At 71.7% G+C, this 21,292-nt stretch carries 19 protein-coding genes; 12 read left to right on the forward strand and 7 right to left on the reverse strand.

Annotated elements, in window-relative coordinates:
• Positions 1-117: 117 nt before the first annotated feature.
• The 7 genes from ACZ7GJ_RS13545 (at position 118) to ACZ7GJ_RS13575 (ending at position 6,986) form a co-directional block, all read left to right on the forward strand.
• Positions 118-1,767 carry an ABC transporter ATP-binding protein gene (locus ACZ7GJ_RS13545; RefSeq protein WP_470751582.1) on the forward strand — a complete coding sequence of 550 codons (1,650 nt, stop codon included), beginning with the start codon at positions 118-120 and terminating at the stop codon, positions 1,765-1,767.
• Entirely contained in the window at positions 1,764-2,879 is a 1,116-nt protein-coding gene (locus ACZ7GJ_RS13550) for an ABC transporter permease (RefSeq protein WP_470751481.1), read from the forward strand. Before ACZ7GJ_RS13545 ends, ACZ7GJ_RS13550 begins: the two co-directional genes overlap by 4 nt.
• A complete protein-coding gene (locus ACZ7GJ_RS13555; RefSeq protein WP_470751482.1) occupies positions 2,876-4,141 on the forward strand; it encodes an ABC transporter permease in 1,266 nt (421 codons plus the stop codon). The genes ACZ7GJ_RS13550 and ACZ7GJ_RS13555 overlap by 4 nt, the downstream gene beginning before the upstream one ends.
• Positions 4,138-4,536, forward strand: a complete 399-nt coding sequence (locus tag ACZ7GJ_RS13560; protein ID WP_470751483.1) for a cytidine deaminase — start codon at positions 4,138-4,140, stop codon at positions 4,534-4,536. Before ACZ7GJ_RS13555 ends, ACZ7GJ_RS13560 begins: the two co-directional genes overlap by 4 nt.
• Before the next feature lie 100 nt (positions 4,537-4,636).
• Positions 4,637-5,914: a thymidine phosphorylase gene (locus tag ACZ7GJ_RS13565; protein ID WP_470751484.1), complete on the forward strand. Its 1,278-nt coding sequence runs from the start codon at positions 4,637-4,639 to the stop codon at positions 5,912-5,914.
• Between the two features lie 94 nt (positions 5,915-6,008).
• Complete coding sequence (locus ACZ7GJ_RS13570) at positions 6,009-6,605, forward strand: Uma2 family endonuclease (protein ID WP_470751486.1); 597 nt, start codon at positions 6,009-6,011, stop codon at positions 6,603-6,605.
• A 51-nt stretch (positions 6,606-6,656) separates the two neighbouring features.
• Positions 6,657-6,986 (forward strand): STAS domain-containing protein, encoded by a 330-nt coding sequence (locus ACZ7GJ_RS13575; protein WP_470751583.1) that lies wholly within the window; start codon positions 6,657-6,659, stop codon positions 6,984-6,986.
• Here the strand turns inward: ACZ7GJ_RS13575 and ACZ7GJ_RS13580 are convergent.
• The 3 genes from ACZ7GJ_RS13580 to ACZ7GJ_RS13590 all read right to left on the reverse strand — a co-directional run bounded on the left by ACZ7GJ_RS13580 (position 6,873) and on the right by ACZ7GJ_RS13590 (position 10,090).
• The gene (locus tag ACZ7GJ_RS13580) at positions 6,873-7,880 is read right to left on the reverse strand and encodes a sigma-70 family RNA polymerase sigma factor (protein ID WP_470751487.1); all 1,008 of its coding nucleotides are present in this window, start codon (positions 7,878-7,880) and stop codon (positions 6,873-6,875) included. The two genes, ACZ7GJ_RS13575 and ACZ7GJ_RS13580, sit on opposite strands and share 114 nt — an antisense overlap.
• Positions 7,881-7,959: 79 nt before the next feature.
• The gene (locus ACZ7GJ_RS13585) at positions 7,960-8,661 is read right to left on the reverse strand and encodes a L,D-transpeptidase family protein (RefSeq protein ID WP_470751584.1); all 702 of its coding nucleotides are present in this window, start codon (positions 8,659-8,661) and stop codon (positions 7,960-7,962) included.
• 142 nt (positions 8,662-8,803) lie between these two features.
• On the reverse strand, positions 8,804-10,090 hold the full coding sequence (locus tag ACZ7GJ_RS13590; protein ID WP_470751488.1) for an MFS transporter: 1,287 nt from the start codon (positions 10,088-10,090) through the stop codon (positions 8,804-8,806).
• Positions 10,091-10,152: 62 nt separating this feature from the next.
• On the opposite strand from ACZ7GJ_RS13590, the gene ACZ7GJ_RS13595 reads away from it, so the two are divergent.
• Complete coding sequence (locus ACZ7GJ_RS13595) at positions 10,153-11,115, forward strand: LysR family transcriptional regulator (RefSeq protein ID WP_470751586.1); 963 nt, start codon at positions 10,153-10,155, stop codon at positions 11,113-11,115.
• Here the strand turns inward: ACZ7GJ_RS13595 and ACZ7GJ_RS13600 are convergent.
• The 4 genes from ACZ7GJ_RS13600 to ACZ7GJ_RS13615 all read right to left on the reverse strand — a co-directional run bounded on the left by ACZ7GJ_RS13600 (position 11,066) and on the right by ACZ7GJ_RS13615 (position 16,098).
• Positions 11,066-12,163, reverse strand: a complete 1,098-nt coding sequence (locus ACZ7GJ_RS13600) for a LuxR C-terminal-related transcriptional regulator (protein WP_470751489.1) — start codon at positions 12,161-12,163, stop codon at positions 11,066-11,068. The genes ACZ7GJ_RS13595 and ACZ7GJ_RS13600 overlap by 50 nt on opposite strands.
• 281 nt (positions 12,164-12,444) lie before the next feature.
• Positions 12,445-13,800: a cation:proton antiporter gene (locus ACZ7GJ_RS13605; RefSeq protein ID WP_470751490.1), complete on the reverse strand. Its 1,356-nt coding sequence runs from the start codon at positions 13,798-13,800 to the stop codon at positions 12,445-12,447.
• Positions 13,784-14,332 (reverse strand): flavin reductase family protein, encoded by a 549-nt coding sequence (locus ACZ7GJ_RS13610; RefSeq protein WP_470751491.1) that lies wholly within the window; start codon positions 14,330-14,332, stop codon positions 13,784-13,786. Before ACZ7GJ_RS13610 ends, ACZ7GJ_RS13605 begins: the two co-directional genes overlap by 17 nt.
• 155 nt (positions 14,333-14,487) lie before the next feature.
• Positions 14,488-16,098 (reverse strand): tryptophan halogenase family protein, encoded by a 1,611-nt coding sequence (locus ACZ7GJ_RS13615; RefSeq protein ID WP_470751492.1) that lies wholly within the window; start codon positions 16,096-16,098, stop codon positions 14,488-14,490.
• Positions 16,099-16,285: 187 nt separating this feature from the next.
• On the opposite strand from ACZ7GJ_RS13615, the gene ACZ7GJ_RS13620 reads away from it, so the two are divergent.
• The 4 genes from ACZ7GJ_RS13620 to ACZ7GJ_RS13635 all read left to right on the forward strand — a co-directional run bounded on the left by ACZ7GJ_RS13620 (position 16,286) and on the right by ACZ7GJ_RS13635 (position 21,056).
• Positions 16,286-16,411: a hypothetical protein gene (locus ACZ7GJ_RS13620; protein WP_470751493.1), complete on the forward strand. Its 126-nt coding sequence runs from the start codon at positions 16,286-16,288 to the stop codon at positions 16,409-16,411.
• A gap of 100 nt (positions 16,412-16,511) precedes the next feature.
• Positions 16,512-17,582, forward strand: coding sequence for a 2,3-diaminopropionate biosynthesis protein SbnA (gene sbnA / locus ACZ7GJ_RS13625; RefSeq protein ID WP_365917705.1), 1,071 nt, complete (start codon positions 16,512-16,514; stop codon positions 17,580-17,582).
• Entirely contained in the window at positions 17,576-18,493 is a 918-nt protein-coding gene (locus ACZ7GJ_RS13630; RefSeq protein ID WP_470751494.1) for a Rossmann-fold NAD(P)-binding domain-containing protein, read from the forward strand. Before sbnA ends, ACZ7GJ_RS13630 begins: the two co-directional genes overlap by 7 nt.
• Before the next feature lie 64 nt (positions 18,494-18,557).
• Complete coding sequence (locus tag ACZ7GJ_RS13635) at positions 18,558-21,056, forward strand: FtsX-like permease family protein (protein WP_470751495.1); 2,499 nt, start codon at positions 18,558-18,560, stop codon at positions 21,054-21,056.
• Positions 21,057-21,292 lie beyond the last annotated feature (236 nt).

Genomic DNA, 21,292 nt, shown 5'->3' on the forward strand with positions numbered 1-21,292 from the left:
TTCTGTGATCCTTGTGGCCACCTGGCCGCAAGTTTTCACTTTCGACAGTGCTACGCGCGTAGAGGCATCGTGGACGCGATAACGTCCCTCTCCCGCCCCCGCCCGTCCCGTCCCGCCCTGTCCCCCTGCCTCCAGCTCCTTCCGCGCCAAGGAGAGTGCGTCATCAACGCGTCCAGCCCGCCCCCCGCCGTAGAACTGCACGGCATCACCAAGCGTTTCCCCGGCGTCGTCGCCAACAAGGACATCGCGATCACTGTCCGCAAGGGCACGGTCCATGCCTTGATCGGCGAGAACGGCGCCGGAAAGTCGACCCTGATGAAGATCCTCTACGGCATGCAGAAGCCGGACGAGGGCACCATCGCCATCGACGGGGAGCAGGTCTCCTTCCACAGCCCCGGCGATGCCATCTCGCGCGGCATCGGCATGGTGCACCAGCACTTCATGCTGGCCGACAACCTCACCGTCCTGGAGAACGTGGTTCTCGGCGGCGAGAAGCTGTACGGCATCGGCGCGAAGGCCCGTAAGAAGATCAAGGAGATCTCGGACGCGTACGGCCTCGGCGTACGCCCCGACGCGCTGGTCGAGGACCTCGGTGTCGCCGACCGGCAGCGCGTGGAGATCCTCAAGGTCCTCTACCGCGGCGCGCAGATCCTCATCCTCGACGAGCCGACCGCCGTGCTCGTGCCGCAGGAGGTGGACGCGCTCTTCGACAACCTGCGCGAGCTCAAGGCCGAGGGCCTGACCGTCATCTTCATCTCGCACAAGCTGGGCGAGGTGCTGAAGGTCGCCGACGACATCACCGTCATCCGGCGCGGCACCACGGTCGGCACCGCCGACCCGAAGACCGCCACGACCAAGCAGCTCGCCGAGCTGATGGTCGGCTCGGAGCTGCCGTCGCCGGAGACCCGCGAGTCCACGGTGACCACCACCCCGATGCTGGAGGTCGAGGGCCTGCGCCTCGCCGCCACCGACCCGGACGGAATCGTCCGCGAGGTGCTGGCCGGGATCAACTTCACCATCCACAAGGGTGAGGTGCTCGGCATCGCCGGTGTCGAGGGCAACGGCCAGACCGAGCTCATCGAGGCCCTGATGGGCATGAGCATCCCGGACGGCGGCACCATCACGCTGGACGGCGGGGACATCTCCACCGTGCCCACGCGCAAGCGCCGCGTGGCCGGCATCGGGTACATCCCGGAGGACCGCCACCGCCACGGCCTGCTGCTGGAATCCCCCCTGTGGGAGAACCGCATCCTGGGCCACGTCACCGAGGCGCCCAACTCCAAGCGCGGCATCCTCGACCCGAAGGCGGCCCGCAAGGACACCGAGCGGATCGTGCGCGAGTACGACGTCCGCACGCCCGGCATCGAGGTCACCGCGGCCTCGCTCTCCGGCGGCAACCAGCAGAAGCTGATCGTCGGCCGCGAGATGAGCCACAACCCGAAGTTCCTCATCGCCGCCCACCCCACCCGCGGTGTGGACGTCGGTGCGCAGGCGCAGATCTGGGACGCGATCCGCGAGGCCCGTCGCGAGGGCCTGGCCGTGCTGCTGATCTCCGCGGACCTGGACGAGCTGATCGGCCTGTCCGACACCCTGCGCGTCATCTACCGCGGCCGCCTGGTCGCGGACGCCGACCCCGCGACCGTCACCCCCGAGGAGCTCGGCACCGCCATGACGGGCGCCGCCTCCGGGCACCTGGAAGCAACCGACAACCACTCCGCCGCCGGTGCCGACGCTGGTACCGACTCCACGGAGGACGAGGCCCGATGAAGAAACTCGACAAGGACCGGCTGATCCTCGGCTTCGCCGGGCCCGCGCTCGCGCTGGTCAGCGCCTTCGCGCTGACCATGCTGGTGCTCGCGGCCACGGGTGTGAACCCGATCGAGCCGCTGCGCATCATGACGGAGAACGCCGGTTACGAGGACGTCCAGGTCCTCATCCTGAACCAGGCCGGCACGTACTACCTGGCAGCCCTGGCCGTGGCCATCGGCTTCCGGATGAACCTCTTCAACATCGGCGTCGACGGCCAGTACCGCCTCGCGGCGATGCTGTCCGCGGTGGTCGGTGCCGCCGTCACCCTGCCCGGCCCGCTGCACATCCTGCTGATCGTGCTCGTCGCCATGCTGGTCGGCGCCTCCTGGTCCGGCATCGCCGGCATCCTGAAGGCCAAGCGCGGTGTCAGCGAGGTCGTCTCCACGATCATGCTGAACGCCATCGCGACCAGCCTGATCGCCTGGCTGATCCTGCCGAAGAACCTCGGCGTCCAGCCGGCCGGCTCCAACGACCTGACCACCGGCGACATCGCCGAGTCCGGCTGGTTCCCGGCCGTGTCCTTCGGTGACGGCCTGGAGATCTACGGCTTCACCTTCGTGGCGTTCGCCCTCGGCGTCGTCTACTGGTTCGTGCTCAACCGGACCCGCTTCGGCTTCGACCTGCGCGCCACCGGTGCCAGCGAGTCCGCCGCGCAGGCCTCCGGTGTGGACGCCAAGAAGATGATCATCACCTCGATGCTCATCTCGGGCGCCGTCGCCGGCCTGGCCGGCATGCCGGTGCTGCTGGGCGACAGCCACACGTACAGCCTGTCCTTCCCGGTCGGCGTCGGCTTCACCGGCATCACCATCGCGCTGCTCGGCCGCAACAGCCCGGTCGGCATCCTCCTCGCCGCGTTCCTGATGGCCTTCATCGACAAGGCCTCGGCCTCGCTCGACACCGAGGGGTACGCGAAGGAGATCGGCACGATCATGAAGGGCCTGATCGTGATCGCGGTCGTCGTCTCGTACGAGCTCGTCCGCCGCTACGGGATCCGCCGCCAGCAGCAGAAGGTCGGCGAGGAACTCGCCGCCGGCGGCGCCATCAAGACCGACAAGGAGGTCGCGGCGTGAGCACCAGCACCGTTTCCGCGACGGCCGCCGCCCCGAAGAAGTCCGGCGGCCGCAAGAAGCTGTCCCTGCCCTGGATCATGCTGATCATCGCGGGGGCCCTCGCGCTGGTCTCGCTGGTCCGCCTGATCAGCGGGGCCGACGACCTGACCTCCGTCGGCCAGGTCTCCGGCGCCCTCTCGCTCGCCGTGCCGATCGGCCTCGCCGGCCTCGGCGGCCTGTGGGCCGAGCGCGCGGGCGTCGTCAACATCGGCCTCGAAGGCATGATGATCCTCGGCACCTGGTTCGGTGCCTGGGCCGGCTACCAGTGGGGCCCGTGGACCGGTGTCATCGCCGGCATCATCGGCGGCGCCCTCGGCGGCCTGCTGCACGCGATCATCACGATCACCTTCAACGTCAACCACATCGTCTCCGGTGTGGCCGTCAACATCCTGGCGCTGGGCTTCACCCAGTACCTGTCGAACTTCACGTTCGCCGAGGCGAAGGGTGGCTCCTCCAAGCAGTCGCCGCAGGTCGAGGGGATCTACAAGATCACAGTGCCGGGGTTGTCGGACTGGATGACCGACCTCCAGGGCAAGCACTGGTTCTTCATCTCGGACCTCGCCGGCGTCATCGGCGGCCTGGTCACCGAGATCTCGCTGCTGACGATCCTCGCCCTGCTGCTGATCCCCGGCACCTGGTGGGTGCTGTGGCGCACCTCCTTCGGCCTGCGCCTGCGCTCCTGCGGTGAGAACCCGGTCGCGGCGGAGTCGCTGGGCGTCAACGTCTACAAGTACAAGTACATCGCCGTGATCGTCTCGGGCGCCCTCGCGGGCCTCGGCGGCGTGTTCCTGTCGATCGTCGCGAGCCCGATCTACCAGGAGGGCCAGACCGGCGGCCGCGGCTACATCGGCCTCGCCGCGATGATCTTCGGCAACTGGATGCCGGGCGGCATGGCGCTGGGCGCGGGCCTGTTCGGCTTCATCGACAGCCTCAAGCTGCGCGGCGGTGCCGAGAACGTCCACGCGATGCTGCTGCTGCTCGCGATCCTCCTGGTCCTGGTCGTGGCCTGGCAGCTCTACAAGAAGAAGTACGTCCAGGCCGGCATCGCGGCGCTCTGCTCCGCGGGGCTGTTCCTCTGGTACGCCCTGACCGACGCGGTGCCCAGCCAGTTCGTGGACGCCGCACCGTACGTGACGACGCTGCTGGTGCTCGCACTGTCGGCGCAGCGGCTGCGGATGCCGAAGGCGGACGGCCTGCCGTACCGCAAGGGCCAGGGCAAGTGACGACGGCGCTCAGCCCCGACTGGGAGTCCCTGCGCAAGGCGGCCCGGGACGCGATGTCCCGGGCGTACGCCCCGTACTCGGGCTTCCCGGTCGGTGTCGCAGCTCTCGTCGACGACGGCCGGGTCGTCGTCGGCTGCAACGTGGAGAACGCGAGCTACGGGCTCGGCCTGTGCGCCGAGTGCGGCCTGGTCTCCTCCCTCCAGGCCACGGGCGGCGGCCGGCTGACGCACTTCACCTGCGTCGACGGCAAGGGCGAGATCCTCGTCCCCTGCGGGCGCTGCCGACAGCTCCTGTACGAATTCGGCGGCCCTGAACTGCTGGTGGAGACCCCCGACGGGATCCTCACGCTGGCGCAGATGCTGCCGCAGGCCTTCGGGCCCGACCACTTGAGATAACCGCGTCGACGGCCCTTCGCCCTGCCGGGCGGAGGGCCGTCGTACTTGTCTCCCCTGCCACACCCCTCCCTCTCTCTATGCGCGTAGAAGGAAGCACATCATGGACGTCATCTCCGTCATCCGTACGAAGCGGGACCGCGGCGAGCTGAGCCCGGAGCAGATCGACTGGGTCATCGACGCGTACACCCGCGGCGTCGTCGCCGACGAGCAGATGTCGGCGCTGGCCATGGCCATCCTGCTCAACGGCATGAACCGTACGGAGATCGCCCGCTGGACCGCCGCGATGATCGCCAGCGGTGAGCGCATGAACTTCGACTCGCTGTCGCGCCCGACCGCCGACAAGCACTCCACCGGCGGCGTCGGCGACAAGATCACGCTGCCGCTGGCCCCGCTCGTCGCCGCCTGCGGTGCGGCCGTGCCGCAGCTGTCCGGCCGCGGGCTCGGCCACACCGGCGGCACCCTGGACAAGCTTGAGTCCATCCCCGGCTGGCGCGCGCTGCTCTCCAACGAGGAGATGCTGAACGTCCTGGACAGCACCGGCGCGGTCATCTGCGCGGCGGGCGACGGCCTGGCCCCGGCCGACAAGAAGCTCTACGCCCTGCGCGACGTGACGGGCACCGTCGAGGCCATCCCGCTGATCGCCTCCTCGATCATGTCCAAGAAGATCGCCGAGGGCACGGGCTCGCTGGTCCTGGACGTGAAGGTCGGCACCGGCGCCTTCATGAAGAACATCGAGGACGCGCGGGAACTGGCGCGGACCATGGTGGGCCTCGGCACCGACTCGGGCGTCAAGACCGTCGCGCTCCTGACGGACATGTCCACGCCGCTGGGCCTGACGGCCGGAAACGCGCTGGAGGTCCGCGAGTCAGTGGAGGTCCTGGCGGGCGGCGGTCCGGCGGACGTGGTCGAGCTGACCATCGCGCTGGCCCAGGAGATGCTGGAGGCGGCGGGCATCAAGGACGCCGACCCGGCGAAGGCCCTGGCCGACGGCTCCGCGATGGACCACTGGCGCCGGATGATCGCCGCTCAGGGCGGCGACCCGGACGCGGCGCTGCCCGTTGCCCGCGAGCAGCACGTGGTCACCGCCCCGGAGTCGGGCGTGCTGACGCGCCTCGACGCGTACGGCGTCGGCGTCGGCGCGTGGCGCCTGGGCGCCGGCCGCGCGCGCAAGGAGGACCCGGTGCAGGCGGGCGCGGGCATCGAGCTGCACGCGAAGCCGGGCGACACGGTGACCGCGGGCCAGCCGCTGATGACGCTGCACACGGACACCCCGGAGAAGTTCGAGTACGCCCTCGCCTCCCTGGAGGGCACCTTCGACATCGCCCCGGCGGGCACGGCCTTCTCCGCCACGCCGATCGTGCTGGACCGCATCGCCTGACCTGCGGCTTCCCACTCGGGTGAACGGGACCGGTGGACCTGCGCCGGTCCCGTTCGGCATGCTGGGATCGGTGACGAAGCGATAGGAGCACACCATGAGCGCACTCGCAGTCGAGCACCAGCCTCCGAGCGGTGACGACTGGGACTCGGTCGTCCGTTTCTGGGAGGAGACGGACTGGTCGGAGGGCTTGACGGTGGAGATCATCGAAGGGATCGTCACCGTGGCACCACCGCCGACCGGCAACCACAGCCTGATTGCAGCGAAACTGATGCGCTGTTTGCAGGCAGTGATTCCTGAGGACTGGGGTCTTCACCAGACTCTTGGGGTCGTTGTCCCATCCAAGTCAGGGCTCTACATCCCCGATCTACTGGTTGCGCCTGACGCCGTCGTGGAAGGGGCGCCCTTCATCCCGGCAGGCGCGGCAGAGCTCGTCGTCGAAATCACGTCCCCCTACAACGCCAAGCATGACCGCCTCAAAAAGCTCGTGGGATACGCACAGGCCGGTGTTCCGCTCTATCTGCTCATCGACGCCTTTGCGCCCCTGGGACCCACACTGACGCTTCACGGCGAGCCGCGGGGTGACTTGTACCGAGTCCTGCACGTCGGAAAGTTCGGTGAGCACTTCCACCTGCCCGCGCCCTTCGACGTGGACATCGACACCTCGCTCTTTCCCACGCCTGACGATTCCTGACTTCGATCATCGATGAGTTCCGCGGGCCCGGGCAGTCACCCCTGCGTGGAGATGACCCGACTGGTACTGCCCGGCCCCGGCCCGACCCGGCGGGACGCGGCCCTGCTCTGCGCCCGGCTGACGCAGCTGTACGAGGACGGGGCGGCGGCCGTGGTGTGCGACGCGGCGGCGGTCACCCTGCCCGGCCTGGCGGCGGTCGAGGTGCTGGCCCGGCTGAGGCTCACCGCCGCCGGGCGGCCCTTCCGGGTCGTCGCGGCCGACGGCCGGCTACGCGCCCTGCTGGACCTCGTCGGACTCCTCGATCTGCTCGGGGAGGCCGAAGAGGGGGAACCACCGGGCGGTGTCCAGGAAGGCGTTGAGACCGGTGATCCGGCCGTCTGAGACCTCCAGGACCTGGAGCGCCCACGGCACGTGACCCGGCTGCCCGTCCTCCCGCGGCCGGTACTGGCCGAAGGCCGGCATGCCGTTCGCCGTCGTCGGGAGCAGGCGCGATCCCTTGCAGCCGATGCCCTGGTTGAGGTGCCACGCCGCGATGTCCTCGTGGCCCCGGAGCCACAGGTCGAACGGCGGCATCGACAGCACCGCGTCCTCGTGCAGGAGGGCGGTGAGCCGGGTGATGTCGTACGCCTCGAAGGCGGAGAGGTACTGCTCCAGCAGCTTCGCCTGGTCGGTGTCCAGGGGATCCGCCGCCTCGCTCTCGCGGATGCGGGTGGCGGACAGCGTCGCCCGGGCCCGCTGGAGCGCGCTGTTCACCGAGGCCACGGTGGTCTCCAGCAGCGCGGCGACCTCGTCGGCCTTCCAGGCCAGCACCTCGCGCAGGATCAGCACGGCCCGCTGCTTCGCCGGCAGGTGCTGGAGCGCGGCCACGAACGCGAGGCGTACGGACTCCTTCGCCAGCGCCATCTCCGCCGGGTCGGCGGTCTGCGGCAGCACCCGGCCGTCCGGGACCGGCTCCAGCCAGGTCACCTCGGGCCGCTCGTTCAGCACGGCGGAGGCCTGGTGCTGCGGGGCGGTGAGGTCCATGGGGCGGGCCCGCTTGTTCCCCGCCTTCAGCAGGTCCAGACAGACGTTGGTGGCGATCCGGTACAGCCACGAGCGCAGCGAGGAGCGGCCCTCGAACTTCTCGTAGCTGCGCCAGGCGCGGATGTAGGTGTCCTGCACCGCGTCCTCGGCGTCGAAGGAGGACCCGAGCATCCGGTAGCAGTAGCCGGTGAGTTCGACCCGGTGGCGGTCCATCGCCGCATCGAGGTCGCTGCCGGTCGCCGTGTCTGTCATGTCCGTCGATCCCCCGTGTAGTGCCCGATACTTCGGAAACTACCGGACGGCTCCGACAGCCGCAGCCGGAAAGCCCTCGCTAGGTACCGGGCTTGCGGCCGTAGACGTACACGTCGTCGCCCTTGGCCAGCAGGTTCCAGTACGCCTTCGCGTCCGTGGGCCGCATGTTCACGCAGCCGCCGGACCCCGGCGGGTTCCACATGCTCTTCCCGACGGAGTGGAAGGCGATCCCGTTGTCGAAGAACTGCGCGTACGGCATGGCCACGTCGTAGATCGTCGACCAGTGGTCGATGTTGCGGTAGTAGATCCGCTTGTGCCCGGTCCGGGTCTCGGTGCCGTCCTTCCCGGTGCGGACCGGCACCGGGCCGTACTTCAGCGTGGCGCCGTCCTGCACCCAGCTGAGCTGGCGGGTCAGGTCGACGCAGGCGATCCGGCCCAGGTTCACCGGGCACTTCCCGTCCTTGTTCGGTGTCGTGCCCGCCGCCCGCTGCGCCAGCATGGTGCTCATCGTCTGCCAGGTCAGCGGCCCGGCGTACCCCGCGGTCGGGGTGATCCCGTGCTTCGCCTGGAAGGCCTTGATGGCCTGGCAGTCCGCCGCGGACTGCCGCCCGTCGACCGGCCGCCCCAGGAACTGCTCCACCTGCCGCTGGTACGGCCCCGTCGTCACATTGCATGAGCCGGCGGCCCGCGCCGCCCCGCCCCCGCCGACCACCAGCGGGACCGCGAGCGCCACCGCCCCGCAGACCACAGCCGCCGCACGTCGCCCCGTACGCATCCGCATGTTCTTCACGTCGGACTCCCTCCCGCCTCCATCCCTTCCCGGCGGCGAGGGGCAACGCGCCGGAGCCCGGGGCGGCTTGCGCCTCCGGGCTCCGTAATTCCGCTCGTACCGATGCCGTACGGGCGCTGCGCGCGCGGCCGTATCAGCGTGCGGCCACCAGCGGGCCGAGGCGGCGCTCCGCGCGGGCCGCGCGGGACCCGTACAAGGTGATCGAGACGACGCCGAGCACCGCGAGCAGGGCGATGCCGGCCGTCGCGGCCCAGCCCGCCGAGTGGTAGGCGAGCGCGCCCAGGGTGCCGCCGGCGCTGGAGCCGAGGTAGTACGCCGACTGGTAGAGCGCGGAGGCCTGGGCGCGGCCCGTCCTCGCCGTACGGCTCACCGCCGCCGCGGCCACCGCGTGGCCCGCGAAGAACCCGGCCGTGATCAGGACCAGGCCAAGCAGGATCACCGCCAGCGACTGCGAGAGGGACATCAGCAGGCCCAGTGCGGTGGTGGTGACCGCCAGGTAGAGCGCGCCGCGCCGGCCCACCCGGCCCACCAGCCGGCCGGCGGCCGCGGAGGAGACCGTACCCACCAGGTAGATCAGGAAGATCGAGCCGATCACGCCCTGCCCGAGGGAGAACGGCTCCTCCACGAGGCGGTAGCCGATGACGGTGTACACGGCGCCGAACACGGTCATGAACAGCGCGCCGATCCCGTACAGCCGCAGCAGCAGCGGGTCGCGCAGGTGACCGGCGACGGTACGGCCCACCGCGCGCGGGTTCAGCGAGGCCGGGCGGAAGAACCGGGCCCGGGGCAGCAGGACGAGGAAGGCGGCGGCGCACGCCAGGGACAGGGCGCCGACCGTGAACAGGGCCGCCCGCCAGCCCCACGCCTGGGCCGCCCAGCCGGTGACGAGGCGGCCGCTCATGCCGCCGATGGAGTTGCCCGCCACGAACAGGCCGATCGCGGCGACCAGTGCCTTCGGCTTGACCTCCTCGGCCAGGTACGCCATCGCGGAGGCGGGGATGCCCGCGATCGCCGCGCCCTGGACGGCGCGCAGCGCGACCAGCCACTCCAGGTTCGGCGCGAAGGGGACGAGGAGCGCGACGCCGACGGCCACCGCCATCGACCAGGTCATCATCCGGGTCCGGCCGAACCGCTCGGACAGGGCGCTGAGCGGCAGGACGAACAGAGCGAGCGCTCCGGTGGCCGCGGACACGGTCCAGCTTGCCTGACCCGCCGTCACCCCGAAGCCCTCGGAGATCGCGGGCAGCAGCGCCTGGGTGGAGTAGAGGAGGGCGAAGGTGGCCAGTCCGGCGGCGAAGAGCGCGAGGCTCAGGCGGCGGTAGTCGGGGCTGCCGGGGGAGTGGGCTTCGAACTCCGGTGCGGGGGACGGCGAGGTGGAGGCACCCGTGGTGACGGGTGCCCCGGTATGAGCGGGAGGCATGGGAAAACCGTAGGCCGCGGTTTTTCATGCGTCCAATGCACAAGATTGCGATAATCGATCCACTGGTGCATCACCACAGCTCAGAGGGTCGCCCGTCAATGAACCGTTACGAAGAAGACATGGCCGTGACAAGCGTGCTGGCCCCCCGCCTCGCGTACTTCGTCGCCGTGGCCCGGCACGAGCACGTCACCCGCGCCGCGCACGAACTGGGCGTCCCCCAGTCCACCCTCTCCCGGGCCATGGTCCGGCTCGAACAGGACCTCGGCGTCACACTGTTCGCCCGCAAGGGCCGTACGGTCGCCCTCACCACGGCGGGCCGGACCTTCCTCGCCTCGGCGCAGCGCTCGCTCGCCGAGATCGCCCGCGCCGCCGGATCCGTACAGCAGGACGCGGACCCGGCCTTCGGGAAGGTCGCCTTCGGCTTCCTGCACACCCTGGGACCCGAGACCGTGCCCGGACTGATCCGCGCCTTCCGCGTCGACCATCCGGGCGTGCGCTTCTCCCTCGTGCAGAACTACGGCGAGGCGATGCTGGAGCGGCTGCGCGCGGGCGAGCTCGACCTCTGCCTGACCTCGCCGCTGCCCGACGCCCCCGACCTGGTGGCCCGCCGCCTCGACGAGCAGCGGCTGCGGCTCGTGGTCCCCGACGACCACCGGCTCGCCGGGCGCAAGCGGATCCGGCTGGCCGAGGCCGCGGACGAGACCTTCGTGACCCTGGAGCCCGGCTACGGCCTGCGCCGGATCACCGACGACCTGTGCGCGGAGGCCGGGTTCACGCCCCGGGTGGCCTTCGAGGGCGAGGAGGCCGAGACCCTGCGCGGCCTCGTCGCGGCGGGCCTGGGGGTGGCCCTGCTGCCGCCGCCCGCGGTGGCCAGGCCGGGCGTGGTCGAGCTGACCGTGACGGCTCCGCGCGCGGTCCGGGAGATCGGCGTGGCCTGGCTCGACGGGCATCCGGACACGCCGCCGGTGGCGGAGTTCAAGCGGTTCCTGCTGTCCCGTCGGGGGCGGCTGATCCCGGAGCTCTGAGGGCGGACGGACCGGGGCCCGCACCCGTCCCCGCACCCGCGGCGGCCGACAGCAGGAAGCCCGCCTGGAAGCGGGACTTGGCCCCCACCGCGCGCATGACCTCGGCGATGTGGCGCTGGCAGGTGCGCTCCGACATGCCGAGGCGACGGGCGATGACCTTGTCCTCCAGCCCCTCCGCGAGGAGCCGGACGATGTTCTGGCGCAACTCGTCGGAGATGGACCGGGCCTGGTCCGGGCCGACCGTCGTGGCGAAGGGCTCGGCCTCGACCCAGGAGCGCTCGAAGGCCTGCACCATGAAGTCGACGACGTTCGGCTCGCGCACCACGAGCGCGGCGGCGGTGTCGTCGCGGACGGCCATGATCCCGGTGTGCTGGTCGATGAGGATCATCCGCATCAGGCCGTCGCAGAGGGTGCGGACCTGGCCGCCGCGGGCCGCGACCCGCTCCACGTACGCGGCGGTCGGGCGCGAATAGCGGGCGGTGTGCTGGTAGATCGTGCGCATCCGCACGCCCCGGCCCAGGAGCGCCTCGTCCCGGTCGATCGCCTGCTCCAGGACCCGGGTGGGGCGGCCGCCGCCCGGGTGGGAGGTCAGTACCTCGTGCTCCGCCGAGGCGAGCATGTGCCCGATCAGGTGCTGGATGGCGGCGGGGTCGGTGATCAGCTCCAAGTGCTCCGCCCGGTCCAGGCCGCGTCCCGCGCTGCCCGCCTCGTACGCCGGGACCAGCGCCTCCAGCAGGCCGCGCAGGCGGTCCATCTCGTCGTGGGTGTCGCGTACGCGCAGGGCCAGCGGGGCCAGCGAACGGGCGGCGGCGGCGCGCGGGGACACCGCGCCCCACCGCTCGGCGGCGTCGGGGCCGACGCCGTCCGGGACGCGTTGGAGCAGGTGGGCCGAGGAGAGCTCGGCGATCGCGGGGCCGGCCGGCGCACCAAGGGCGGCGGTGGCCTCCGCCGCGGTGAAGGAGCGCTGCTCGACCGCGAAGGCGTACAGGTGGCGGGCCGCAGGGCTCAGCCGGTCGCCCTCCGGAGGAAGGGAAGCATCCGCTGGCATGTCCATATTCGTCCCGGCCTGTGGCTGTTCGTAAACCCCTCGTATTCCCGCAAGGCACCAAGACGATGCCCTCCGAACGGCTGGAGCATATGCCGAACAGGCACAGTGGTTCCACGGCGTATTCGGGGGAGGGCGCGGGCCACGAGCCCGCGCCCCGCCGTGCTTCCGGTGGCCGCGCCGGATCTGCCCGTGCCTTCCGTCCGGGAGGGGACGGTTCGGCCGGTACGGGCGGATCCGCGCGGCCACCGGCGGGCGCGCACCACGGACGGCGGAACCCGGTGTCAGGTCCGGGTCAGCTGCGGCACCTGCTGCCCGACCGGCCCGGCCACGGGCTCCGGCGCCGGTCCCGGATCCGGGACCACGGCCAGTTCCGGGGACTGCGACTTCGCGCGCCGGCGCTCCAGCCGGTCCACGGCCGGCGCCGTGACCGCCGTGGTCACCAGCGCCATCAGCACCAGCATGGTGAAGAGCTCCGGACCGATCACGCCCAGCTCCAGGCCGATGTTGAGCACCACCAGCTCCGTCAGGCCCCGGCAGTTCATCAGCGCGCCCAGCGTCATGGCCTGCGACCACGGCCGTCCGGTGGCGCGCGCCGCGAGCGCGGCCCCGCCCCACTTGCCGCAGACCGCGACGACGAGCACCGCGCCCGCCCACAGCCACTGCATCGGATCGGCGGCCAGCAGGGCCAGGTCGGTCTTCAGCCCGGTGTGCACGAAGAACAGCGGGAGCAGCAGCGGCACGGTGACCGCGCGCAGCCGACCGGCGCTGCGCGCGACCGCGGCGTTGCCCCGCGGGGTGACGACCCCGAAGAGGAACGCGCCGAACAGCGCGTGGATCCCGATCCGGTCGGTGGCCAGCGCGGCCAGGCACAGGCCGCTGAAGAGCACCGCGAGGAGCACGCCGTCGCGGTGGGCGGTGTCGGAGTCCGGGCCGTCCCCGTCCGCGCGGGCCGTGATCCGGGCGAGCAGCGGACGTACGACCTTCAGCATCAGCACCACGAAGCCGACGGTGAGCGCCGCGGTGGCCACCGCGCCCATGGCCGAGCTGCTGGTGCTGACGGCGACGACCACGGCGAGCAGGCACCAGGCGGCCACGTCGTCGACGGCCGCGCACGCCATCGCGAGCGCCCCGGTCGGGGTGGCGTACATCCCGCGGTCGGTGAGGATCCGGGCGAGCACGGGGAAGGCGGTGACGCTGACCGAGACGGCGACGAACAGCACGAACGGCAGCCGGCCGACGCCCTCGGGGGCGTAGCCCGCGTACAGCCCGAGGGCCAGCGGGACGCCCAGGGCCAGCGGCAGGGCGATGCTGGCACCGCTCACCCCGAAGGCGGTGCGGCTGTGGCCGCGCAGCGCCTTGAGGTCGAGTTCGAGGCCGACCAGGAACATGAAGGCGAGCAGCCCGATGTTGCCGAGCATCCCGGTGAAGGGGATGACGTGGGGCGGGAACAGCCAGGTCTGCGAGGCGGGCCAGAGCCAGCCGAGGAGCGAGGGCCCGAGCAGGATGCCGGTGGCGATCTCGCCGATGACCGCCGGCTGGCCGAAGCGGCGCACCAGGCTCGCTCCCGCCCGGCACGCCAGGATCACGGCCGGTACGGCGAGCAGTACGGCGGGCAGTGGGTCAGGTCCTGCGGCCATGGCTGGTGGCTCCCTCCCGGACGGCGGCGGACCACGCGGCGTACCGCCGGCGGCCGTAGAGCAGTGGTGCGTCGTCCGTATCGCGCAGGGTGACGCGCTCGACGCGGGCGAAGACGGCGGTGTGGTCGCCGAAGGGCATCGTACGGATGACCCGGCAGTCGGCCGTGGCGTGGGCGTCGGCCGTCAGGTGCGGTCCGCCGGCGCCGAGGGGCAGGCGCCACTCGGTGACGCCGAAGCGGTCGGCGGCTGCCGAGGCGAAGAGGTCGGAGGTGGCGCGGGCCCGCTCGTGGAGCAGGTTGATGGCGAACTGGCCGCCCGCCAGGATGGACTCCAGGGTCGGGCTGGCGGTACGGACGCCGACCATGACGGTGGCCGGGGACAGGGCGACGCTCGCGAGCGAGCTGCAGGTCATCCCGCGGGGTTCGGCGTTCTCGTCGAGGGTGGTCAGTACGGTGACGCCGGTCGGGAAGCCGGCCATGAACGGCCGTATGTCGGCCTCCGCGGCCGGCGTGTGTGGCACTGCTTCGGGCATGTCGGGCTCCTGAGTGGGAGGTGCGGGTCGGCTGCGCGAGCCGGGCGGGCGGTACGGGCGTACGGGCGGTACGGGCGTACGCGCCGCCCGGGAGCAGCACGGCCCGGCCGGCCGGAGGGGGGAGATCCGGGCGGCCGGGCCGTGCGGGGGAGCGACTACTGCTTGCCGTGCAGCTGGCGCAGGTAGTCGTAGGTGCTGGGCAGGGTCTCCAGCAGGTTCTGCTGCTGGCGCTTGACCGTGTGGAACAGCGGCTCGGCTCCGGCGACCGACTCCGGCTTGTGCGCGAGGGAGGGCAGCGGGGCGTCCGGCTCCAGGCCGAGGCCGGCGAAGATGCAGTAGTAGCTGCCGTTGGTCCAGAAGTTGCGGAACTCGGCCTCGAAGTTGCCGTAGTACGTGGACTCGTCGGTGATCGGCGAGTTGATCGGCAGGCCCGCCTTGTACGCGGCGATCTTCTCCTGGATGTTCTTCGGGAGCGTGAGCTCCTTGTTGGCCTGCCAGAACGGGGTGTCGTTGCGCGGGGCGTAGTAGAAGTGCGCCTGGATGAAGTCGCGGGTGTCGTCGAACATCACCTCGATCTCGTGGTTGAACGCGTCGACGAGGGCCGGGGTGAAGTTGCGGTCAGGGAAGTGCTTGGCGAGCTGGTAGATCGCGGCGGTGATGAAGTAGATGCCGGTCGACTCCAGCGGCTCCAGGAAGGCGGAGGACAGGCCGATGCTGACGACGTTCTTGACCCAGGCGCGCTCGTTGCGGCCGACGCGGAAGCGGACGTGGTTGAACTTCGTCGTCTCCGGGTCGAGGTTCCAGAGCTTGCAGAACTCCTCGGTGGCCTCGTCCTGCGTGGCGAACTTGCTGGAGTAGACGTAGCCGGTGCCGAAGCGGCCGAGCATCGGGATCTTCCAGGTCCAGCCCGACTTCATGGCGATGGCCGAGGTGTACGGCTCGATGCCGTTGGCGGCGTCGTCGTGCGGGACGGCGGTGGCCACCGCGCTGTCGCACAGGAGGTGGTCGCTCATGTCGATGAACGGTTCGCCCATGGCCTTGTTGATCAGCAGGCCGCGGAAGCCGGAGCAGTCGACGAACAGGTCGGCGTCGAGGGTGAGGCCGCCCTTGGTCCGCAGGGCCGTGACGAATCCGCGCTCGTCCTTCTGGACCTCGGTCATCTCGTCCTGGACGTGATTGACCCCCAGCTTCTCGGTGGCGAATCTTCTCAGGAAGTCCGCGACGAGGGCCGCGTCGAAGTGCCAGGCGTAGCGGGTGGCCGGGCGGCCGTCCATCCAGCGCGGGGACTTCAGGGCGTCCATGACGGGGGGCTCGCGGAAGCAGGCGTAGTCGAACGGCTCGGTGGTCAGGCCCTCGTGCTTGCGCTTGAACCAGTAGTGAGAGAGCGGGGTCTGGTCGTAGTCCGGGAGCAGGCCGAAGGGGTGGTAGAAGTGGTCCGGACCGCCCGCCTCCAGCTCGCGGGCGCCGGCCTCGCCCTCCCCGCCGGTGCGCCAGTTCACGAAGCGCACCGCCATCTTGAAGCTGGCGTTGCACTCCCGCATCCACTCGTCCTCGTTGATGCCGAGGAAGTCGAAGAACGCGCGGTGCAGGTTGGGGACCGTCGCCTCGCCGACACCGATCCGTGGGATCGCGGGGGCCTCCAGCACCGTGATGTCCACAGTGCCCTGCAGGGCCTTGCCGAGGTAGGCGGCGGTCATCCAGCCGGCGGTGCCGCCACCGAGGATGACGACTTTCTGGATGCGTGCGTCGGTGCCGGTCACAGTCATGAGCGGTCTCTCTTCCGGAGCAGGGTGATCGAGTGGATGCCGAAAAGACTCGGGACCCCCGCTATGACGCCCCTATAGGGGATGTCAATGGCCCGCGCTCGCGCCGTATGGCTCACGTATAGCCGCCCCGGCCAATCTGAATCCGCTGCTACAGGGCAGCACCGTCCGCCCGACGAGAGGAACTCATATGAGCAACAACAACCTCAACAACAACCTGAACAACAACAACTCGAACAACAACCTCAACAACAACAACCTGAACAACAACAACGTGAACAGCAACAACAACAACGACAACGGCAACAACGCCTGACCGTGCCACCCCACGACCCGTGCCCCTGCCGCCGCTCGGCGGCGGGGGCCGGGGCGCGTCCCGCACGTCCCGCGACCCCAGCAGAGGATGGCTGCATCACATGGCGTACGAAAGGAAGGCCGCCGCCGGGCACCTGGCTGCTCCGGGGCTCAAGGGAATCCTGTCGACGGTGGGAGGAACCCCGCTCGTCGAACTGGAGCGAGTCGTACCGGGGTTCACCTCGCGCGTCTTCGCCAAGATCGAACGCTTCAACCCCGGCGGCAGCGTCAAGGACCGCTCCGCGCTGAGCATGGTCCTGGGCCGCATCCGGTCCGGGGAGCTCATCCCCGGCAAGTCCACCGTGATCGAGTCCAGTTCGGGCAACCTCGCCATCGGACTCGCCCAACTGTGCGCGTACTTCGACCTGCGCCTGATCTGCGTGGTCGACGCCCGCACCACCGAGCAGAACATCGCGATCCTGGACGCCTACGGCGCCGAGGTCGAGATCATCACCGAACCCGACCCGGTGACCGGCGAACTGCTGCCCATGCGGCTGCGCCGCGTCGCCGACCTGCTCGCCTCCACCCCGTACGCGTACTGGCCCGACCAGTACGCCAACCCGCGCAACCGGCTCGCCCACGAGACCACGATGGCCGAGATCGCCGAAGCCCTCGACGGCAAGGTCGACCAGCTCATCGTCGCCGCCGGCACCAGCGGCACCCTGGGCGGCTGCGCCGAGTACATCCGGCGCACCGGCATGAACACCACCGTCAACGCCGTCGACGCCCTCGGCAGCGTGCTCTTCGACTCGCCCGTGGCCTGCCCCCGGCTCATCCCCGGCCACGGCGCCTCCGTACGGCCGCCGCTGCTGCGCCGCGGCGACGCCGACCGGGTCCTGCACGTCACCGACCTGGACTGCGTCGTCGGCTGCCGCCGGCTGGTGCGGCGCGAGGCGATCCTGGCCGGCGGCTCCTCCGGCGGAGTCGTCTCCGCGCTGGAGCGGCTCGCCCCGGCCATCGAACCCGGCTCGAACGTCGTCCTCGTCCTCCCGGACGGCGGCGACCGCTACCTCGACACCATCTACAACGACAACTGGGTGCGCAGGCACTTCGGCGAGGTCGCCCACCTCTGGAAGGACCCGGCCCGCGGCTTCGCGGCCGGCGAGCTGCTGAGGGAGACGGTGCTGTGCTGATCGTCGGACACCGCGAAGTACGCGACATCCTCAAGCGCAAGGAGCCGGAGGTGCTCCAGGTCCTCGCGGACGCCCACAGGCTCCACGACGCGGGCATCGCGCACTGCTCCGGCAGCGTCTCCAGGGGCACCGCCCGCGCCGGCGCCGGCATCGTGCTCGACTCCCCGGCCGGCGGCGGCCCCGAGGCGTTCGTCGAGGCCTCGATCATCCTGGCCAAGCGCGCCGGCGCCTCGGCGGGCCTGGCCGCCGGGCTGCTCTGCACCGAACCCGAACCGCGCGGCCTCGCCCTCGTCGGACTCGGCCCGGTCAACCTGGAAGTGCTGCGTTTCGTCAAGGCGCGCTTCCACTCGCTGATCGAGCTCACCCTTTTCGACCCCGACGAGGAGCGGACGATCGCCTTCGCCCGCGAGGCCCGAAAGATCGTCCCGGGCGCCGGCGTCCAGTACGCCGACACGCCCGAAGAGGCCCTGGCAGCCCACGGATTGGTCTCCCTGGCCACCGCCGCCGACACCCCCCACCTCGGTCTGGCGGCGGCCCGCCCCGGCGCCACGGTCCTGCACCTCTCCGCGCGCGACCTCACCGTCGAAGCGGTCCTCGGCGCCCGCAACATCGTCGACGACGCGGACCACGCCTGCCGCGAGCGCACCTCCCTGCACCTGGCCGAACTGGCCACCGGTGGACGGGAGTTCGTGACGGCCCCGATCGGCGCACTGCTGCGCGACCCGGGCGCCGTCCGTCCCGACCCCGGGCGGGTCACCGTGTACTCGCCGTCCGACCTGCCCGTCCTCGACCTCGCGCTCGCGCGCTGGGTCGCGGACCAGGCCGAGCGGTGGCGGATCGGCGTACGGATCGACGACTTCCTTCCGGCGACCCCCACCGCTCCGGCGGTTCCTGTGACAACGTCGGTATGACCGGGCCGGCCGGTGACACCGGCCGGCCCGGCTGCCGTCCCAAACCCCCACTGGAGTACTGCACATGCTGAACATCGCCTGGCTCACCCTGCGCAGCAGGTGGGCCGCATTCGGCGGGACCTTCCTGGCGCTCGCCCTGGGTGTGGGGCTGATGTCCGCCATGGGTCTCGTGCTCGCCGCCACCACCAACAGCCCCGACCGGGGACCGGGCCGGTTCGCCCAGGCCCAGGTCGTCGTCCGGGCCGCGCCCGACCTCACCGTCCCCGCCGACTGGGGCGGCACGCAGAGCCTGCCGCTGGAGGAGCCCCGGGGGCTGCCCGCCGAGGTGGTGGCGGACGTGTCCGCCACCGGCAGGGCGACCGTGGACCGCAGCTTCTACGCCCAGCTCGCGGGCGGCCCGTCCACCCAGGTCGGCCACCCGTGGAGCTCGGCCGGCTTCGGCGGCTACCGTCTGTCGGCCGGGCAGGCCCCGGCCGGCGACGACCAGGTCGTGGTCGGCGCCGGGTCCGGTGCGGCCCCGGGCGCGCGGGTCCTCGTACAGACGGCCCAGGGCCAGAAGCCGTACACGGTGGCCGGGACGGTCGCGGAACTCCCCTTCGAGCAGGCGGTGTTCTTCACCGACGCCGAGGCCGCGCGGCTCTCGCCGCGGGTCGACGCACTGGTGCTGGACGGCGGGGCCGAAGCGGTACGGGCGGCCGTGGGCTCCCGCGGCGAGGTGCTGACCGGCACCGACCGCGGCCAGGCCGACCCGCAGTACCGCGCGGACGAGTCCGCGCTGATCGGCGTCTCCACCATGCTCGGCATGGCGGCCGGCGTCGGCGGCTTCGTCTCCGTCTTCGTCGTCGGTTCCACCTTCGCCTTCTCCGTCGCCCAGCGCCGCCGTGAACTCGCCCTCTTCCGGGTGTCCGGCGCGACCCCGCAGCAGGTGCGCCGCCTCGTGCTCACCGAGGCCGTCGGCGTCGGCGCCATCGCCTCCGGGGCCGGTGTGCTGCTCGGCCTGGCCGCGGCGCCCGCGCTCGCCGAGAAGCTCGCCTCCGAGGGGGTCGCGCCCAGCTGGTTCACCGTCCCGGTGGACGCGGTCTCCGTCGTCGTACTGGCCGTCGTCTTCCTCCTCGGGGTCCTCCTCGCGGTGGTCGGCGCCGGGGCCGCCGCCCTGCGGGCCGGCCGGGTCCGGCCGATCGAGGCGCTGCGCGAAGCCGCCGTCGAGACCAAGACCATGACCTGGCCGCGCTGGCTGGGCGGGCTGGCCGCCCTCACCGCGGGCATCGCCCTGATCGCCGTCGCCCCGCTGCTGCCGCCGCTGTACTGGGCGAGCCTGGCCACCTCCGTCGGCCCCGCGCTGATCCTCGCCTTCGCCCTGCTCTCGCCCGTCGTGATCCCGCTGCTCGCGAAGCTCGCCACGGCGCCGGTCGCCTGGACCCGCGGGGCCGGGGCCATGCTGGTGCGGGCCAACACCGTCACCTCCGTGCGCAGGACCGCCTCCACCGCCGCGCCGGTGCTGATCACCGTCGGCCTGGTGTGCTCGCTGTGGAGCACCTCCGGCTCGCTGGAGGGCGCCCGCGCCAAGGAGGCCGAGAGCCGGGTGGCCAGTGCCGACTTCGTGGTCGCCCCGGCGCACGCCCCCGGGCTGACCCGGGAGGTCGTCGACAAGGTGTCCGCGCTGCCGGGGATCTCGGTCGCCGCCACCACCCCGACCACCGTCTTCACCGTTCCCGGACCGGACGCCTTCTCCGACCCCTCCGGCGGCGGCGCGCTGATCCCGTACTCCGCCGAGACCGTCGACCCGTCGGCCATCGGGAACGTGCTCGGCCTGCCCGTGGTCGAGGGCGACGCCCGCAAGCTCGACGACGGCTCCATCGCAGTCGACCAGTCCTGGAACCGCGAGGTCGGCGACAAGGTCGACGTGTGGATGGGTGACGGAACCAAGCACGAGCTGACCGTCGCCGCCGTCTTCAAGACCAGTACGAGCGGCAACGGCGCGGTGCTCACCCCGGGCCACGCCGGCAGCGAACTGCCCAGCGCGGTCTACGTGAAGCTCAAGGAGGGCGCCGACCCGGAGGCCGTCCGCACCCAGCTCGACGCACTGCTCAAGGGGCAGGCCGCGCGGGCCGTGCCGATCGCCGCGTGGACTGCGGCCGGCGACACCAAGCGCGAGGACGACGCCAGGATGGCGCTGTACGTCATCGGCGGCATCGCGGTCCTCTACACCGGCGTGGCCGTGGCCAACACCCTGGTGATGTCCACCCGCAGGCGCAGCCGGGAGTTCGCCCTGCTCCGGCTCACCGGCTCCACCCCGCGCCAGCTCCTGGCGATGGTGGCGGGCGAGTCCCTGCTGGTCGTGGCCGTCGGCGGGCTCCTGGCGGCGGGGGTGGTCGCGGTCAGCCTCACGGGGCTGTGGGCCGCCCTCCAGCAACTGGTCGCGGGAGCCCAGGTGGCGGTGCCGCTGGTGCCGTTCCTGGCCACCGCCGGGGCCTGCACGGTGGTCGCGCTGGCGGCCGTACTGGTCCCGGCCTGGCTGGCGCTGCGGATCCCCGCGGTCCGCCTCACGGCGGCCGTCGACTGACCCCCGCCCGGTCCCGCCGGGTCCGGGTGCGGCACCGCTGCCGGGGGCCGGCCCCCGGACCCCCGCGCCTCAAACGCCGGCGGGGCTGATCTTTGGCCGATGCCGCCTTCGGCGGCCCCGGGAGCGGGGCCGCACCCTCCCTCCCGCCCAGCGGGGGGGGGGGGGGGGGGGGGGGGGGGGGGGGGGGGGGGGGGGGGGGGGGGGGGGGGCGGGGGGGGGGGAGGGGGGGGGCGGAG

The organism is Streptomyces sp. NPDC037242 (assembly GCF_055604165.1).

Coding starts and splice junctions, on each gene's coding strand:
- ACZ7GJ_RS13580 (WP_470751487.1), bottom strand. CDS start 7,880: ATGACAGACACGGCGACCGGCAGCGACCTCGATGCGGCGATGGACCGC.
- ACZ7GJ_RS13600 (WP_470751489.1), bottom strand. CDS start 12,163: ATGCCAGCGGATGCTTCCCTTCCTCCGGAGGGCGACCGGCTGAGCCCT.
- ACZ7GJ_RS13635 (WP_470751495.1), top strand. CDS start 18,558: ATGCTGAACATCGCCTGGCTCACCCTGCGCAGCAGGTGGGCCGCATTC.
- ACZ7GJ_RS13585 (WP_470751584.1), bottom strand. CDS start 8,661: ATGCGGATGCGTACGGGGCGACGTGCGGCGGCTGTGGTCTGCGGGGCG.
- ACZ7GJ_RS13590 (WP_470751488.1), bottom strand. CDS start 10,090: ATGCCTCCCGCTCATACCGGGGCACCCGTCACCACGGGTGCCTCCACC.
- ACZ7GJ_RS13570 (WP_470751486.1), top strand. CDS start 6,009: ATGAGCGCACTCGCAGTCGAGCACCAGCCTCCGAGCGGTGACGACTGG.
- ACZ7GJ_RS13550 (WP_470751481.1), top strand. CDS start 1,764: ATGAAGAAACTCGACAAGGACCGGCTGATCCTCGGCTTCGCCGGGCCC.
- ACZ7GJ_RS13565 (WP_470751484.1), top strand. CDS start 4,637: ATGGACGTCATCTCCGTCATCCGTACGAAGCGGGACCGCGGCGAGCTG.
- ACZ7GJ_RS13575 (WP_470751583.1), top strand. CDS start 6,657: ATGACCCGACTGGTACTGCCCGGCCCCGGCCCGACCCGGCGGGACGCG.
- ACZ7GJ_RS13610 (WP_470751491.1), bottom strand. CDS start 14,332: ATGCCCGAAGCAGTGCCACACACGCCGGCCGCGGAGGCCGACATACGG.
- sbnA (WP_365917705.1), top strand. CDS start 16,512: ATGGCGTACGAAAGGAAGGCCGCCGCCGGGCACCTGGCTGCTCCGGGG.
- ACZ7GJ_RS13615 (WP_470751492.1), bottom strand. CDS start 16,098: ATGACTGTGACCGGCACCGACGCACGCATCCAGAAAGTCGTCATCCTC.
- ACZ7GJ_RS13620 (WP_470751493.1), top strand. CDS start 16,286: ATGAGCAACAACAACCTCAACAACAACCTGAACAACAACAACTCGAAC.
- ACZ7GJ_RS13605 (WP_470751490.1), bottom strand. CDS start 13,800: ATGGCCGCAGGACCTGACCCACTGCCCGCCGTACTGCTCGCCGTACCG.